Origin of the sequence: Tistlia consotensis USBA 355 (genome assembly GCF_900177295.1) — a bacterium.
GTDB classification, from domain to species: Bacteria; Pseudomonadota; Alphaproteobacteria; order Kiloniellales; family DSM-21159; genus Tistlia; species Tistlia consotensis.
This window is the reverse complement of sequence record NZ_FWZX01000034.1, coordinates 1-15,499: the sequence shown is the minus strand read 5'-3', so window position 1 is coordinate 15,499 and position 15,499 is coordinate 1. Positions and strand designations below refer to the sequence as shown.

Annotated in this window: 12 protein-coding genes; 9 read left to right on the top strand and 3 right to left on the bottom strand. The window is 70.1% G+C overall.

Going from position 1 to position 15,499, the window contains the following annotated elements; genetic code table 11:
* The first annotated feature begins 2 nt into the window (after positions 1 to 2).
* Entirely contained in the window at positions 3 to 389 is a 387-nt protein-coding gene (locus tag B9O00_RS27115) for a DUF2237 family protein (protein WP_085125858.1), read from the top strand.
* Positions 390 to 594: 205 nt separating this feature from the next.
* On the opposite strand, the gene greA is transcribed toward B9O00_RS27115, so the two are convergent.
* From greA to carA, 3 genes are all read right to left on the bottom strand, one after another.
* Positions 595 to 1,071, bottom strand: a complete 477-nt coding sequence (greA, locus tag B9O00_RS27110) for a transcription elongation factor GreA (RefSeq protein WP_085125857.1) — start codon at positions 1,069 to 1,071, stop codon at positions 595 to 597.
* A 99-nt stretch (positions 1,072 to 1,170) separates the two neighbouring features.
* Positions 1,171 to 4,431 (bottom strand): carbamoyl-phosphate synthase large subunit, encoded by a 3,261-nt coding sequence (gene carB / locus B9O00_RS27105; protein WP_085125856.1) that lies wholly within the window; start codon positions 4,429 to 4,431, stop codon positions 1,171 to 1,173.
* Between the two features lie 139 nt (positions 4,432 to 4,570).
* A complete protein-coding gene (carA, locus tag B9O00_RS27100) occupies positions 4,571 to 5,791 on the bottom strand; it encodes a glutamine-hydrolyzing carbamoyl-phosphate synthase small subunit (RefSeq protein ID WP_085125855.1) in 1,221 nt (406 codons plus the stop codon).
* A gap of 338 nt (positions 5,792 to 6,129) precedes the next feature.
* On the opposite strand from carA, the gene B9O00_RS27095 reads away from it, so the two are divergent.
* From B9O00_RS27095 to B9O00_RS27060, 8 genes are all read left to right on the top strand, one after another.
* On the top strand, positions 6,130 to 6,585 hold the full coding sequence (locus B9O00_RS27095) for a GatB/YqeY domain-containing protein (RefSeq protein WP_085125854.1): 456 nt from the start codon (positions 6,130 to 6,132) through the stop codon (positions 6,583 to 6,585).
* A gap of 185 nt (positions 6,586 to 6,770) precedes the next feature.
* Positions 6,771 to 8,657 carry a DNA primase gene (dnaG, locus tag B9O00_RS27090; protein WP_085125853.1) on the top strand — a complete coding sequence of 629 codons (1,887 nt, stop codon included), beginning with the start codon at positions 6,771 to 6,773 and terminating at the stop codon, positions 8,655 to 8,657.
* A gap of 78 nt (positions 8,658 to 8,735) precedes the next feature.
* Positions 8,736 to 10,712: an RNA polymerase sigma factor RpoD gene (rpoD, locus tag B9O00_RS27085; RefSeq protein WP_437123434.1), complete on the top strand. Its 1,977-nt coding sequence runs from the start codon at positions 8,736 to 8,738 to the stop codon at positions 10,710 to 10,712.
* A gap of 457 nt (positions 10,713 to 11,169) precedes the next feature.
* Positions 11,170 to 11,505, top strand: coding sequence for an STAS domain-containing protein (locus B9O00_RS27080; protein WP_085125851.1), 336 nt, complete (start codon positions 11,170 to 11,172; stop codon positions 11,503 to 11,505).
* Positions 11,505 to 11,870 (top strand): response regulator, encoded by a 366-nt coding sequence (locus B9O00_RS27075; RefSeq protein ID WP_085125850.1) that lies wholly within the window; start codon positions 11,505 to 11,507, stop codon positions 11,868 to 11,870. Before B9O00_RS27080 ends, B9O00_RS27075 begins: the two co-directional genes overlap by 1 nt.
* Complete coding sequence (locus B9O00_RS27070) at positions 11,870 to 13,939, top strand: chemotaxis protein CheA (protein WP_085125849.1); 2,070 nt, start codon at positions 11,870 to 11,872, stop codon at positions 13,937 to 13,939. Before B9O00_RS27075 ends, B9O00_RS27070 begins: the two co-directional genes overlap by 1 nt.
* A 10-nt stretch (positions 13,940 to 13,949) precedes the next feature.
* On the top strand, positions 13,950 to 14,501 hold the full coding sequence (locus tag B9O00_RS27065) for a chemotaxis protein CheW (protein WP_085125848.1): 552 nt from the start codon (positions 13,950 to 13,952) through the stop codon (positions 14,499 to 14,501).
* A 45-nt stretch (positions 14,502 to 14,546) separates the two neighbouring features.
* A partial coding sequence (locus B9O00_RS27060; protein ID WP_159460344.1) for an MCP four helix bundle domain-containing protein occupies positions 14,547 to 15,499 on the top strand: 953 nt, incomplete at its 3' end.

The following is a 15,499-nucleotide window of genomic DNA, read 5'->3' as shown; positions in this document are numbered from 1 at the left end:
CGATGGCAGAGCCGGGCCGATATCCGTCGCGCAACGTGCTGGGCGAGCCGCTGGAGCCCTGCAGCCACGACCCGGTCACCGGCTTCTTCCGCGACGGCTGCTGCAACAGCGGGCCCGAGGACCTAGGCTCCCACACCGTCTGTGCCGAGATGACCGAGGCCTTCCTGGCCTATTCCAAGGAGCGCGGCAACGACCTCTCGACGCCGCGCCCGGAGTTCGGCTTTCCGGGGCTCAAGGAGGGCGACCGCTGGTGCCTCTGCGCGCTGCGCTGGCGCGAGGCCTACGCCTCCGGGCGCGCGCCGCGCGTCGTGCTGGCCTCGACCCACGAGCGCGCCCTCGAGGTCGTCGACCTCTTCGACCTCAAGCGCTACGCCCACGACCTGAACTGAGGGTCTCCCACTCCCGTCATCCTCGCGAAAGCGAGGATCCAGAGAACGATGCCGTGGGCACGAACTGCGGAGGTCCGTACGGGCGGCGCTGTCCTCTGGATCCTCGCTTTCGCGAGGATGACGGAAAAACAGTGGCAGTACTGCTGGCCTGAAAGACCCGCGCACGCCCTTCGGAGGCGCGCGCGCGTCCGCTCAGTGGCCGCTCTCAGCTGTAGCGGACTTCGAGGATCTCGTAGGCCTTGGGCCCCTTGGGCGTGGCGACCTCGACCGAGTCGCCGAGCGCCTTGCCGATCAGGGCACGGGCCAGCGGCGAGGTGACGGCGATCTTGCCCTGCTTCACGTCGGCCTCGATCTCGCCGACGATCTGGTAGGTCGTCTCCTCCTCGGAGTCCTCGTCGACCACCTTGACGGTCGCGCCGAACTTGACGGTGTCGCCGGACAGGGTCGCGGGGTCGATCACCTGGGCGCGGCTGATCTTGTCCTCGAGTTCGCCCACGCGGCCTTCGATGAACGACTGGCGCTCGCGTGCCGCATGGTATTCCGCGTTCTCCGACAGGTCGCCGTGGGCGCGGGCTTCCGCGATCGCCTTGATGACTTCGGGCCGGGCCACGGCCTTGAGGTGCCTCAGCTCCTCCTCCATCCGGGCGTAGCCTTCCGCCGTCATGGGTACCTTGTCGCTCATTGTTCCATACCTGCCCGTTCGCTGGCCTGAATCGTCGTTGCTTGCTGTCCGGGGGGCCCGGGGGAGCGGGCACAGAAATCTGCGCTCTGGTCCCCCTGCCTAGAACGAACCCTCAAAGTAGGACTGTAGCGGATTGACTTCAAGGTGACCGCGCTTCAGGGCGGCGATCGCCTGGACCGCCGCGTCGGCGCCCGCGATGGTCGTATAATAGGGTATCGAATTGGTCAGGGCGGTGCGCCGCAGCGAAAAGGAATCCGCCAGGGCCTTCTTGTCCTCGGTTGTATTGATCACGAGGTCGATCTCGCCCGAGAGCATGCGGTCGACGATGTTCGGCCGGCCCTCGCGGACCTTCAGCACGGTCTCGACCGGCAGGCCCTGCTGCTCGAAGAAGCCGGCGGTGCCGCGCGTCGCGATCAGCTGGAAGCCCTCGTCGAGCAGCTCGGCGGCCAGCTTGGCGGCGGCCGCCTTGTCCTCGTCGCGCACCGAGATGAAGACGCGGCCCTGCTTGGGCAGCGGCGTGCCGGCACCGATCTGGGACTTCAGGAAGGCACGGGCGAAGTCGCGGTCGAGGCCGATGACCTCGCCGGTCGACTTCATCTCCGGGCCGAGCACGACGTCGACGCCGGGGAAGCGCGCGAAGGGGAAGACCGCCTCCTTGACCGCGACGTGGCTCCGCTTCGAGCGCGCGAGCTTGAACTCGGCGAGCTTGGCGCCGGCCATGACGCGGGCCGCGATCTTGGCGATCGGCACGCCGGTCGCCTTGGCGACGAAGGGCACGGTGCGGCTGGCCCGCGGGTTGACCTCCAGGATGTAGATCTCGCGCTGGCGCACGGCGAACTGCACGTTCATCAGGCCGACGACGCCGAGCGCCTTGGCCAGCAGCTCGGTCTGGCGCTCGATCTCCGCGACGATCGCGTCGTCGAGCGAGTGCGGCGGCAACGAGCAGGCCGAGTCGCCGGAGTGGATGCCGGCCTCCTCGATGTGCTCCATGATGCCGGCCACGAAGACCGCCTCGCCGTCACAGATCGCGTCGACGTCGACCTCGATGGCGTCGCGCAGGTAGCTGTCGATCAGCACCGGGTTCTTGCCCGACACCTTGACCGCGTTCTCGATGTAGTTCTCCAGCTCGTCCTGGTCGTGGATGATCTCCATGGCGCGGCCGCCGAGCACATAGGAGGGGCGCAGCAGGACGGGATAGCCGATCTCCTCGGCGACGCGGATCGCCTGCTCGCGGCTGCGCGCCGTGCCGTTGGCCGGCTGCTTCAGGTCGAGCTCGGCGAGCAGATGCTGGAAGCGCTCGCGGTCCTCGGCCAGGTCGATGGCGTCGGGCGAGGTGCCGAGCACCGGCACGCCGGCCTTCTCCAGCACGCCGGCCAGCTTCAGCGGCGTCTGGCCGCCGAACTGCACGATGCAGCCGTGCAGGCGCCCGGCCGAGCGCTCGATGCGGGCGATCTCGGTGACGTCCTCGGCGGTCAGCGGCTCGAAGTAGAGCCGGTCCGAGGTGTCGTAGTCGGTCGAGACGGTCTCCGGGTTGCAGTTGACCATGATCGTCTCGTAGCCGGCCTCGGCCAGCGCGTAGGCGGCGTGGACGCAGCAGTAGTCGAACTCGATGCCCTGGCCGATACGGTTCGGCCCGCCGCCCAGGATGATGACCTTGTCGCGGCCGCTCGGGTCGGCCTCGCAGTGCGGCGGGGTGAAGCCGTCGCCCTCGTAGGCCGAGTACATGTAGGGGGTCAGCGCCGGGAACTCGCCACCGCAGGTGTCGATGCGCTTGAAGGTCGGCACCACGCCGCGTGCCCGCCGGGCGGCGCCGACCGCCTCCTCGTCGTGGCCGGCCAGGGTCGCCAGGCGCGCGTCGGAGAAGCCGCGCTGCTTGAGGCGCAGCAGTGCCAGCGGGTCGTGGGGCAGGCCGTCCCTGCGCAGCTCCGCCTCGATCGCCACCAGCTCCTCGATCTGGCGCAGGAACCAGCGGTCGATCGAGGTCGCGCGGTAGATCTCCTCGACGCCGAGTCCGTAGCGGAGGGCCTGGGCGACGCCGAGCAGGCGGTCCGGGGTCGGCCGGCCGAGCCAGGAGGCGACCGCCTCCTTGTCGACCGAGCCGTCGCGCCCGACGGCGCCGGGGATCTCGATCTCGTCGAGGCCCGACAGGCCGGTCTCCAGCGAGCGGAAGGCCTTCTGCAGGGATTCCTGGAAGCAGCGGCCGATCGCCATGGCCTCGCCGACCGACTTCATCGAGGTGGTGAGCGTCGGCTCGGCGCCGCGGAACTTCTCGAAGGCGAAGCGCGGGATCTTGGTGACGACGTAGTCGATGGTCGGCTCGAAGGCCGCCGGCGTCACCTTGGTGATGTCGTTGGTCAGCTCGTCCAGGGTGTAGCCGACCGCCAGCTTGGCGGCGATCTTGGCGATCGGGAAGCCGGTCGCCTTGGAGGCCAGGGCCGAGGAGCGCGAGACGCGCGGGTTCATCTCGATGACGACCATCTCGCCGTTCGCCGGGTTGACCGCGAACTGCACATTGGAGCCGCCGGTGTCGACGCCGATCTCGCGCAGGCACGCGATCGAGGCGTTGCGCATCAGCTGGTATTCCTTGTCGGTCAGCGTCAGCGCCGGGGCCACCGTGATCGAGTCGCCGGTGTGCACGCCCATCGGGTCGATGTTCTCGATGGAGCAGATGATGATGCAGTTGTCGGCGCAGTCGCGCACGACCTCCATCTCGTACTCCTTCCAGCCGAGCACCGACTGCTCGATCAGCACCTCGTTGGTCGGGCTGGCGCGCAGGCCGCCCTTGACGATCTCGACGAACTCCTCACGGTTGTAGGCGATGCCGCCGCCGGTGCCGCCGAGCGTGAAGGAGGGGCGGATGATCGCCGGCAGGCCGACCAGGTCGAGCGCCGCCAGCGCCTCGTCGAAGGAGTTGACCAGGCGCGACAGCGGCGACTTCAGGCAGATCTTCTCCATCGCCTCGCGGAAGCGCTGCCGGTCCTCGGCCTTGTCGATGACGTCGGCGTCGGCGCCGATCATCTCGACGCCGTACTTGTCGAGCACGCCAAGCTCGTAGAGCTTGAGCGACGCGTTGAGCGCGGTCTGCCCGCCCATCGTCGGCAGCAGGGCGTCGGGCCGCTCCTTGGCGATCACCTTCTCCAGGAACTCCGGGGTGATCGGCTCGACGTAGGTGGCGTCGGCGAGACCGGGGTCGGTCATGATCGTCGCCGGGTTCGAGTTCACCAGGATCGTGCGGAAGCCCTCTTCCTTGAGAGCCTTGCAGGCCTGGGCGCCCGAGTAGTCGAACTCGCAGGCCTGGCCGATGACGATCGGGCCGGCGCCCACGATCAGGATGGATTTGATGTCGGTGCGTTTGGGCATGGGCGCGCTCGTGCGGAGCGCGCGCCGGTAGTGGCTCCAGCGCGCGCAGCGGAAGGGTCGGTCGGTGTCGTGCTGAGGGCAGTCCTATGCCACGGCCCGACGGCGAAGGGAAGGGGGCTCGGCCGCTCCCGGGCCGGCCTCAGCTCTTGGCCTTCTCGATCGCGTCGACGAAGCGGTCGAAGAGGTAGTGGCTGTCCATCGGCCCGGGCGAGGCCTCCGGGTGGTACTGCACCGAGAAGACCGGCCGGTCCTTGACCCGGATGCCCTCGTTGGAGCCGTCGAACAGGCTGACGTGGGTCGGCTCGACGTTGTCCGGCAGGCTCTCCTCGACGACCACGAAGCCGTGGTTCTGGCTGGTGATCTCGACGCGGCCGGTCGCCAGTTCCTTGACCGGGTGGTTGGCGCCGTGGTGGCCGAGATGCATCTTTCGGGTCTCGCCGCCGAGCGCCAGGGCGAGGATCTGGTGGCCGAGGCAGATGCCGAAGATCGGCAGCTTCGGGTTCTCCATCAGCTTCCTCAGGGTCGGCACGGCGTAGACGCCGGTCGCCGCCGGGTCGCCCGGCCCGTTGGCCAGGAAGATGCCGTCGGGCTCGTGGGCCAGGATCTCCTCGGCGCTCGCCGAGGCCGGCACCACCGTGACCGCGCAGCCGGCCGAGGCGAGGCAGCGCAGGATGTTGCGCTTGGCGCCGAAGTCGACCGCGACGACCCTGTGCTTCGGCTGCTCCAGCCGGCCGTAGCCCTGGCCGAGCGTCCACAGCGTCTCGTCCCACTGGTAGGCCTGGGCGCAGCTGACCTCGGCGGCGAGGTCCATGCCCTCGAGGCCCGGCCAGGACCCGGCCGCCTGCCGCAGCGCCTCGAGCTGGAAGCGGCCGTCGGGCGCGTGCGCCAGGGTCGCGTGCGGCGCGCCGGCGTCGCGGATCCGGTGGGTCAGCGCGCGGGTGTCGACGCCGGCGATACCGGGCAGGCCGTGGCTCGACAGCCAGTCGCCGAGGTGGCGCTCGGCGCGCCAGTTCGAGGGCTCGGTGATCGACTGGCGCACGATCGCGCCGAGCGCCGCCGGGGTCATCGTCTCGATGTCCTCCGGCGTCGTGCCGACGTTGCCGACGTGCGGAAAGGTGAAGGTGATCAGCTGGCCGGCATAGGAGGGGTCGGTCATGATCTCCTGGTAGCCGGTCATCGAGGTGTTGAAGACCACCTCGCCGGTGGTCGTGCGCGCGGCGCCCAGGCCGCGGCCCCAGAAGACCGTGCCGTCGGCCAGCACCAGTGCCGCGGTCGCGTCCGCCGGCTGGTGGTCGTACGCGCGTGTCAACAGCTCGGCGGGGCTTTCGCCCTGCGCCGTTCTGCTCTTGCCTTCGCTCATCGAGCTGCTCCTCGCCAGAGCCGTTGCGCGCATGCCGGCTCGGGGCCGCCTCCGTCCGGGAGGCGCCATCGAGCCAGTTGCGCCCGGGGGTCGGGTTCCTATATAGGCCTTCCCGGCGCGGCCGGGAGAGCCGGCCGGGCGCCGAAACGAAGACCCGGACCGTGCGATCGCTCGCGGGCGCATGACTTACGCGGGGCGCCAACGCCGGTCAAGACAGAGCGTTTTTTGGGGAATGTCGCAGTCGCCCGGGGCCGGCCGTTGGGGCTTGCCGGCGGCCCTTCTCTTCCGCCTGTGGACGAGCAGCGGCGACTCTCGACGAACTGGAGGTTCAAGGATCGATGCTTCGCCAGCAACTCAACGATTCGCTGAAGGAGGCGATGCGCGCCAAGGACACGCGCGCACTCGCGACGATCCGGCTGATTCTCGCCGCGCTCAAGGATCGTGACATCCAGGCCCGCACCGAGGGCCAGGGCGACGGCGTCGGCGAGCAGGAGATCCTGGAGATGCTGCAGAAGATGGTGCGCCAGCGGCGCGACGCCATCGAGCTCTACGCCAAGGGCCAGCGCCAGGACCTGGTCCAGCGCGAGGAGGAGGAGATCGCGGTGATCGAGCGCTTCCTGCCGAAGCCGCTCGACGAGACCGAGAGCGAGCAGGCGGTCAGCGCCGCGATCGACGAGCTGGAGGCCAGCACCATCAAGGACATGGGCCGGGTCATGGCGCTGCTGAAGGAGCGCTTCCCGGGCCGCATGGACTTCGCCCGGGCCAGCCAGCAGGTCAAGTCGCGGCTCGGCTGAGCCGGGCGGTGCGCGGGACTCCGGGCCCGCTCCAAGGGCCGGTCCACAGGCCGGTCCACAGGCTTATCTTCAGGACCGTCCCCGGAAATCTTTCCGGCGGGGGCGATTCCCTAGCGCGCCGCGGCGGCCCATATCGTTAAGGTGACCCGTTCGACCGTCCCGCGCGCGAACCGCCCGGACCCCTGATGTCCTTCGATCCGAACTTCCTCGACCGCCTGCGCGACCAGGTCTCGATCGCCGAGGTCGTGGGCCGCCGCGTGCGGCTGATCCGCAAGGGCCGCGAGCACAGCGGCCTCTGCCCCTTCCACAACGAGAAGACGCCGTCCTTCACGGTCAGCGAGGACAAGGGCTTCTTCCACTGCTTCGGCTGCGGGGCCCACGGCGACGTCATCGGCTTCGTCATGAAGACCGAGGGGCTGTCCTTCCCGGAGGCGGTCGAGAAGCTGGCCGGCGAGGCTAACCTGCCGCTGCCGAAGCGCGATCCCCGCGAGGCCGAGACCCGCCAGCGGCGCACCGACCTGCACGAGGCCCTGGAAGAGGCCTGCCGCTGGTTCGAGGAGCAGCTGCAGGCGCCGGGCGGGGCCGAGGCGCGCGCCTACCTGCAGGGCCGCGGCCTCTCCGCGGCGACGCTCCGCGACTTCCGCCTCGGCTTCGCGCCCGACCAGCGCGGCGCGCTCCGCAAGGCGCTCAACGCGCGCGGCGTCGACGACGGGCGGCTGCTCGAGGCCGGCCTCGTGAAGCGGCCCGAGGGGGCCGGGCCGGACGTCCCCTTGCGCGACTACTTCTTCAACAGGGTGATCTTCCCGATCCCCGACCGGCGCGGCCGGATCATCGCCTTCGGCGGCCGTACGCTCTCGCCGGACGCCAAGCCGAAGTACGTCAACTCCCCCGACTCGCCGCTCTTCCACAAGGGACGCGTACTCTACAACATGGCGCGCGCACGCCAGGCCGCCCACGACGGCAACGCGCTGATCGTCGCCGAGGGCTACATGGACGTGATCGCGCTGGCCCAGGCCGGCTTCTCGGGCGCCGTCGCCCCGCTCGGCACGGCGATCACCGAGGAGCAGATCGCCGAGCTCTGGCGCATGGCGCCGGAGCCGGTCGTCTGCCTGGACGGCGACGCCGCCGGCCAGCGCGCCGCCCAGCGCGCCGTCGAGCGTGCCCTGCCGGCGCTCCGGCCCGGCTGCTCGCTCGGCTTCGCGACGCTGCCGGCCGGCGAGGATCCCGACAGCCTGATCGCCAGCCAGGGCGCCGCCGCCATGGCGCGGGTCCTGGCGGCCGCGCAGCCGCTCGCCGAGGTGCTCTGGACCGGCCGCCTGGCGGCCGGGCGCAGCGACACGCCGGAGCGCCGTGCCGCCCTGCGCCAGGAGCTGATGGCGGCGGTCGAGCGCATCCAGGATCCCGGCGTGCGCCAGGAGTACCGCCAGGAGATGCTGCGCCGCTTCGACGAGGCCTTCGGCTTCAAGCGCCGGTCGGGCCGCGAGCTGGGTCGCGAGCCGGGCCGGGGGCGCGGCGCCGGGCGCTGGGACCAGCCCGAGGTGCGGCCGGCGCCGCCGCGCCAGGCGCCTTCGCTGCTGCGCCGCCGGCCCGAGCAGGTGCTGCTGGCGCTCGCCGTGGCCCACCCGGACGCGGCGCTCGAGCGCATCGAGGAGCTGGCCGCCGCCCCCCTGCAGGCGCCGGACCACCGGCGCCTGCGCGAGGCTCTGGTCGACTGGCTGGCGGAAGCCGGGGATCTTGACTCCTCAGCGCTCCAATGCCACCTACGCGGCCAGGGTTTCTCAGGCCTGCTGGATGGGCTTTCCGGCCCGCAGATCTATCTCCATGAATCCCTTGCTCGGCCCGAGGCTCCGCCAAGGGACGTCCGCAAGCGGATCGGCTATTGGATCCTGCGGGTTCGCGAGAACAGCGGGGGGCGGCCATCCTTGGCCCCGGGCCTGGACGAGACGGCGGCGACCGGGCAGGGGGGGGAGGCCCAGGGAGCCGGGACGGCAACGGAGCGGGCGATGGCGGAGGAAAGCACGGCGCAGCAGCGCGTCATCGAACGCTTCGATACCTCGGAAGTCGCTGACTAGGCAACGTTTGGCGGCGCGCGCACTCTACAGCCCCCTGGCAGGCGCCGTGGCCGGAAGGTGTCCAGGATGGAAGGGACAGTGGTGAGCAAGGAAAACGAGGCCGCGGAGGCTCCGGAGAGCCGGGAAGAGGAGACCACCGAGGGTCCGCTCGTCGATTCCTTGACAGCTTCGGTCAAGAAGCTGATCGCCCGCGCCAAGGAGCGCGGCTACGTCACCTACGACGAGCTCAATCAGGTCCTGCCGCCCGACCAGGTGTCCTCGGAGCAGATCGAGGACGTCATGGCGACGCTCTCGGAGATGGGCATCAGCGCCATCGAGAGCGAGGAGCAGGAGGACCAGGAGGAGGCGGCCGAGGAGAGCTCGGTGCGCGCCGCCGGCAACCTCGACGACGACGAGGTCGGCCGCACCGACGATCCGGTGCGCATGTACCTGCGCGAGATGGGTTCGGTCGAGCTGCTGAGCCGCGAGGGCGAGATCGCCATCGCCAAGCGCATCGAGGCCGGCCGCGAGAAGATGATCGGCGGCCTCTGCGAGAGCCCGCTGACGATCCGCGCGCTGCTGGCCTGGCGCGAGGCGCTGATCAACGGCCAGATCCTGCTGCGCGACATCATCGACCTCGACGCGACCTATTCCGGCGGCCCGGACGGCCCCGGCGGCCCGAACGGCGCCAACGGCTCGGCCGCCGGCGCGGAGGGCGCCGGGGAGGAGGAGGAGACCGAGGAGGAAGAGGAGGAGGGTGCCGAGGAGTCCGGTGACGACTCCGAGGGCGACGAGGAGGAGGAGAACAACCTCTCGCTGGCCGCCATGGAGCAGCAGCTGCTGCCCGACGTCCTGGAGACCTTCGACCAGATCGGCGCGACCTTCACGGCCCTCGTCGAGGTGCAGCGCGCCCGGCTCGGCCACATGCAGCGCGGCGAGCAGATCTCCGAGGAGATCGAGGAGATCTACGAGGAGTACAAGAACAAGCTCGTCCACATCATGGACGACGTGCACTTCAACAACGCGCGCATCGAGCAGCTCGTCGACCAGCTCTACGGCCACAACAAGCGGCTGGTGAACCTCGAAGGCCGCCTGCTCCGCCTCGCCGAGAAGCACAAGGTGCCGCGCGAGGAGTTCCTGAAGTACTACTACGGCCGCGAGCTCGATCCGCGCTGGCTCTCCAAGGTCAAGCGCCTGTCCGGCAAGGGCTGGGTGAACTTCGCCGAGAAGGAGAAGGACGAGGTCAAGGAGCTGCGCAAGCAGATCGCCGACATCTCCGGCGAGACCGGCCTGCCGGTCAGCGAGTTCCGCCGCGTCGTCGCCACCGTGAAGTCCGGCGAGCGCGAGGCCAGCAAGGCCAAGACCGAGATGGTCGAGGCGAACCTGCGCCTCGTGATCTCGATCGCCAAGAAGTACACGAACCGCGGGCTGCAGTTCCTGGACCTGATCCAGGAGGGCAACATCGGCCTGATGAAGGCGGTCGACAAGTTCGAGTACCGGCGCGGCTACAAGTTCTCGACCTACGCGACCTGGTGGATCCGCCAGGCGATCACCCGCTCGATCGCCGACCAGGCCCGGACCATCCGCATCCCGGTCCACATGATCGAGACGATTAACAAGCTGGTGCGCACCAGCCGGCAGATGCTCCACGAGATCGGCCGCGAGCCGACGCCGGAGGAGCTGGCCGAGCGCCTGGTGATGCCGCTGGAGAAGGTCCGCAAGGTCCTGAAGATCGCCAAGGAGCCGATCAGCCTCGAGACGCCGATCGGCGACGAGGAGGACAGCCACCTCGGCGACTTCATCGAGGACAAGAACGCCGTCATCCCGCTCGACGCGGCGATCCAGTCGAACCTGCGCGAGACCACGACCCGGGTGCTCGCCTCGCTGACGCCGCGCGAGGAGCGCGTGCTGCGCATGCGCTTCGGCATCGGCATGAACACCGACCACACCCTCGAGGAGGTCGGCCAGCAGTTCTCGGTGACGCGCGAGCGCATCCGCCAGATCGAGGCCAAGGCGCTGCGCAAGCTCAAGCACCCGAGCCGTAGCCGCAAGCTGAGGTCGTTCCTCGACACGTGACAGGCTGTGGAGCCCGGACGACGGTCCGGGCCGGGGCGTGCCGCACGAAGGGCCGCCGGAGCGATCCGGCGGCCCTTTGCCGTTCGGCTTCCTCTCGCACCGGTTGACGGGGCGCGACGCGGAGCGGCGGTCGGCCCGCGGCCTCCATGCCGTCCGATCTCGCCGGCTTTCCGCCGGCTTCGGCAAGCAGACGGCAGCCGCCGCGCGCCCTGGCCATTTATTCGATAGCTTGCAAATTTTTTTGCCGGGATCTTCCGGTGATTCGCGTCGGCGGCCAAAGGAATAGCCCTTCGGAATCAAGGAATCGGCTTGGATTTCATAGGCTTGATCTGCCGGGGTGCTCACGGCGCGCAGCTTAACTCTTAATTTAATCCTGTTCTGCGAATTTATCCGTGGTTGTTCACAACCGTGCGCGCCGGCCAGCCGGCTGCTCCACCCAGACGGGAGACGCGAAAACGTGACGGCGAAGCACTCGAAAGTCGGGCGCCTGGCTCTCGACGGTCCGGCGACGGTGCGCGAGGCCGAGGCGATGCACGCGAAGCTCGCCGCGCTGCTTCCGGCCCACGGCGAGATCGAGGTCGACTGCTCGGCGGTCAGCGAGGCCGACCTGAGCCTCGTCCAGCTGCTGCTGGCGGCAAGGCGCAGCGCCGGGCGGGAGGGCAAGCGCCTGGTGCTGGCGGCCCCCGCCGAGGGCGCGCTGCTCGAGGCCCTGACGCAGGGCGGTCTTCTTGCCGAGGTCAGGGGCGAAGCCGGCCCGGATCAGGCCTTCTGGACGAAGGGAAGGGATGCGTGATGAGCAAGGTCGTCCTCAGCGTCGATGATTCGGCGAGCGTGCGGCAGATGGTGAAGCTGACGCTGTCCGGCGCCGGCTACGAGGTGATCCAGGCGAGCGACGGCGCGGAGGGCCTCTCCAAGGCCCGCAGCACGGCGGTCGACATGGTGGTCACCGACCTCAACATGCCGAACATGAACGGCCTGGCCCTGATCCGCGAGCTGCGCAAGCTGCCCGCCTACAGGGGTGTGCCGATCATCTTCGTGACCACCGAGTCCGACGAGGCGATCAAGAAGGAAGCCAAGGCTGCGGGCGCCACCGGCTGGATCACCAAGCCGTTCCAGCAGGAGCAGCTGGTCGCCGTGGTCAAGCGGGTGCTCGGCTGATGGCTGGTTCCGATCCGGCGGATACCTTTCGCCAGGAAGCCCAGGAGCTGCTTGAGCTGCTCGAGCAGACGCTGCTCGATCTCGAGCACGACCCGGGTTCCGGCGAGCTGATCGCCAGCGCCTTCAGGGCCCTGCACACGATCAAGGGCTCCGGGTCGATGTTCGGCTTCCAGCGGGTCGCCGACTTCACGCACCACGTCGAGACCGCCTTCGACCGCGTCCGCAAGGGCGAGGTCGCGCCGAGCCACGAGCTGATCGCGCTGGCGCTCACCGCCCGGGACCACATCCGCCGGCTGATCGAGGAGCCCGAGCAGGCGGGCGAGGCCGAGGGCGTGGCGATCCTGGGCGAGCTGAAGCTGCTGGTCGACGGCGGCGCAGCGCCGGAGGCCGGCGCGCCGGCGCCCGCCGCGGCGGCCGGGGACGACGAGACGGCGACCTGGCGGATCCGTTTCCGCCTGCCGCGCGACGCCATGACCAGCGGCAACAATCCGCTGCCGATGCTGGCCGAGCTGCGCGGCCTCGGCACGGCGACCGTGGTCGCCCAGACCGACGGCCTGCCGGCCTTCGACGAGCTGGTGCCGACCGACTGCTACTTCGGCTGGGACGTCGTGCTGACGACCGACCAGCCGCGCGGCGCCATCGAGTCGGTCTTCCTCTTCGTGCTCGACGAGATGGAGCTGCAGATCGACCGGATCGAGACCGAGCCGGACGGTGACGAGCGCCTGGGCGAGATCCTGGTCGAGCGCGGCGACGCGACACCCGAGGCGGTCGAGGGCGCGCTCGCCCGCCAGCAGCTCGGCGAGCTGCTGGTCGAGGCGGGGGCGGTGACCGGCGAGAAGGTCGCCGCCGCCCTCGGTGAGCAGAAGCTGCGCCGCGAGGCGCGTGCCGCCAAGGCCGCCGACAGCATCCGGGTCCCGGCCGAGCGGCTCGACGAGCTGATGGACCGGGTCGGCGAGCTGGTCATCGCCCAGTCGCGCCTGAAGCAGGTCGCGGCGGCCAGCGACGACCTGCAGGTCAAGTCGGTCGCCGAGGAGATCGAGCGCCTGGCCCTGGAGCTGCGCGACAGCACGATGGGCGTGCGCATGGTGCCCTTCGGCTCGCTGTTCGGCCGCTTCCGCCGCCTGATCCACGACCTGTCGCGCGAGCTCGGCAAGGACATCCAGCTGGTCACCAGCGGCGAGGAGACCGAGCTCGACAAGACGGTGATCGAGCGGCTCAACGATCCGCTGGTCCACCTGATCCGCAATGCCGTCGACCACGGCCTGGAGGATCCGGCCGGGCGCGCCGCGGCCGGCAAGCCGGCGCAGGGCCGCATCTCGCTCTCGGCGCGCCATGCCGGCGCCGAGGTGCTGATCTCGATCCGCGACGACGGGCGCGGCCTCGACCGCGAGCGGATCCGGGCGCGCGCCGAGGCCAACGGCCTGATCGCGCCGGATGCCCGTCTGACCGACGGCGAGCTGTTCCAGATGATCTTCCAGCCCGGCTTCTCGACCGCCGCGCAGGTCACCAACCTGTCGGGCCGCGGCGTCGGCATGGACGTGGTCAAGCGCACGATCGAGGCGCTGCGCGGCACCATCGACGTCGCCAGCCGGCCCGGCGACGGCGCCGAGGTGACGCTGCGCCTGCCGCTGACCCTGGCGATCATCGACGGCCTGCTGGTGCGAGTCGGCAACGGCCGCTACGTCATCCCGCTGTCGGCCGTCGAGGAATGCGTCGAGCTGCCGCCCGAGGAGGACGCCCGCGCGCGCGGCCGCAGCTTCCTCAACATCCGCGACGAGCTGGTGCCCTTCCTGCGGCTGCGCGAGCTGTTCAAGGCGACGACCCCGCCGGACCGCTTCCAGAAGGTCGTCATCGTCTCGTCCGGCGAGGTGCGCGTCGGCCTGGTCGTCGACCAGGTGATCGGCGACCACCAGACGGTGATCAAGTCGCTGTCGAGGCTGCACGCCGACGTCGAGACCTTCTCCGGCGCGACCATCCTGGGCGACGGCACCGTCGCCCTGATCCTGGAGGTCGCGCACCTGGTCGAGTACGGCCAGGTCCAGGAAGAGCGCCTGAAGGCGGCGGGCTGAGGAGCCGGAGATGACCAGCACCCCCACCACCACCGCCGCCACCACGAGCCCCGGCGGGGCGATCGAGGTCCTGACCATCGATCTCGAGGGCGAGACCTTCGCCCTGGAGGCGGCCTGCGTGCGCGAGATCCTGGACCTGGTGCCGATCACCGAGGTCCCGGACGCCCAGCCCTTCGTCAACGGGCTGATCAACGTGCGCGGCAAGGTCGTGCCGCTGGCCGACCTCAGGCTGAAGTTCGGCATGGAGCCGACGCCGCCGACGATCGACACCCGCATCGTCGTGATTGAGGTCGAGATCGACGGCGAGCCGACGACCGTCGGCATCCGCGCCGACAAGGTCTACGAGGTGACCCAGCTGGTCGCCGCCTCCCTCTCCGAGACGCCGAAGCTTGGCATGCGCTGGCGTCCCGAGTTCATCCGCTGCATCGGCCGCCGGCACAGCGACTTCGTCATCGTGCTCGACATCGGCCGCATCTTCTCGTGCGTTCTCGGCGCGGAGGCTCCCGGCGTGGGGGCCGCCCCGGCGGAACGTCAGGTCGCCCAGTTGGCGACGACGGCATAGTCGGGGGACTTCGTTATGCGCATCACCGTCAAATTGAAGCTCGCGATGGCGTTCGGCGTCATCATCCTGCTCTCGGCGGTCACCGCCGTGATCGCGATCCGGGGCCTCGGCACGCTCAACAGCTCGCTCGACGACGTCGTCCAGGGGCCGGCGCAGCGGGTCGAGCTGTCGCTCGAACTGTCCAACAACCTGCTCGGGCTGGTGCGCGTCGAGAAGGAGCTCGTCACCGCCAGCTCCCAGAGCGACATCGAGCGCTTCAGCCGCGAGGTCGCCGAGAGCCGCCGGCAGCTGCTCGCCAAGATCGAGGCGGGCCTCGCCGACGCCGGCGCCGACGACCGGGCGAAGTGGACGGCGGTGCGCGACAGCGTGCAGGAATACGTGGCCGACCAGGACAAGATCCTGGACCTCGTCCACCAGGGGCTGCAGGACCAGGCCCAGGCGCTGTCGAGCGGCGACGCCCGCGAGCGGGTCGTCGAAGCCGAGAAGCACGCCGCCGAGATCGTCCAGCTCAACCGCCAGCGCATGGACCAGGCCGAGACGGACGCCGCCGCCGAGTACGACGACGCCCGCAGCGAGCTGATCGGCGTGGTGCTGATCGCCCTGCTGATCGCCGCCGGCACCGGCACCTGGATCTCGCTCGCCATCAGCCGCGGCCTGAGCCGCGCGAGCGGCCTGGCCGACGCGGTGGCCATCGGCGACCTCGACCAGAAGATCGAGGTGCGCAGCAACGACGAGATCAAGGACCTGGTCGACTCCCTGAACCGCATGACGGTGAACCTGCGCGAGACCGCAAGGGTCGCCGACACGATCGCCGACGGCGACCTGACGGTCGAGGCCAAGCGCCTGTCCGAGAAGGACACGCTCGGTATCGCGCTGGAGCGCATGCTCGACCGGCTCCGCTCCGTGGTCGCGGAGGCCCTGAGCGCCGCGGACAACGTCTCGGCGGGCAGCCAGGAGCTGTCGGCGAGCGCGGAGGAGCTGTCGCAGGGCGCGACGGA

Excerpts from the sequence above, each read along its gene's own strand:
- B9O00_RS27115 (WP_085125858.1), top strand. The coding sequence starts at position 3 with ATGGCAGAGCCGGGCCGATATCCGTCGCGCAACGTGCTGGGCGAGCCG.
- greA (WP_085125857.1), bottom strand. The coding sequence starts at position 1,071 with ATGAGCGACAAGGTACCCATGACGGCGGAAGGCTACGCCCGGATGGAG.
- carB (WP_085125856.1), bottom strand. The coding sequence starts at position 4,431 with ATGCCCAAACGCACCGACATCAAATCCATCCTGATCGTGGGCGCCGGC.
- carA (WP_085125855.1), bottom strand. The coding sequence starts at position 5,791 with ATGAGCGAAGGCAAGAGCAGAACGGCGCAGGGCGAAAGCCCCGCCGAG.
- B9O00_RS27095 (WP_085125854.1), top strand. The coding sequence starts at position 6,130 with ATGCTTCGCCAGCAACTCAACGATTCGCTGAAGGAGGCGATGCGCGCC.
- dnaG (WP_085125853.1), top strand. The coding sequence starts at position 6,771 with ATGTCCTTCGATCCGAACTTCCTCGACCGCCTGCGCGACCAGGTCTCG.
- B9O00_RS27075 (WP_085125850.1), top strand. The coding sequence starts at position 11,505 with ATGAGCAAGGTCGTCCTCAGCGTCGATGATTCGGCGAGCGTGCGGCAG.
- B9O00_RS27070 (WP_085125849.1), top strand. The coding sequence starts at position 11,870 with ATGGCTGGTTCCGATCCGGCGGATACCTTTCGCCAGGAAGCCCAGGAG.
- B9O00_RS27065 (WP_085125848.1), top strand. The coding sequence starts at position 13,950 with ATGACCAGCACCCCCACCACCACCGCCGCCACCACGAGCCCCGGCGGG.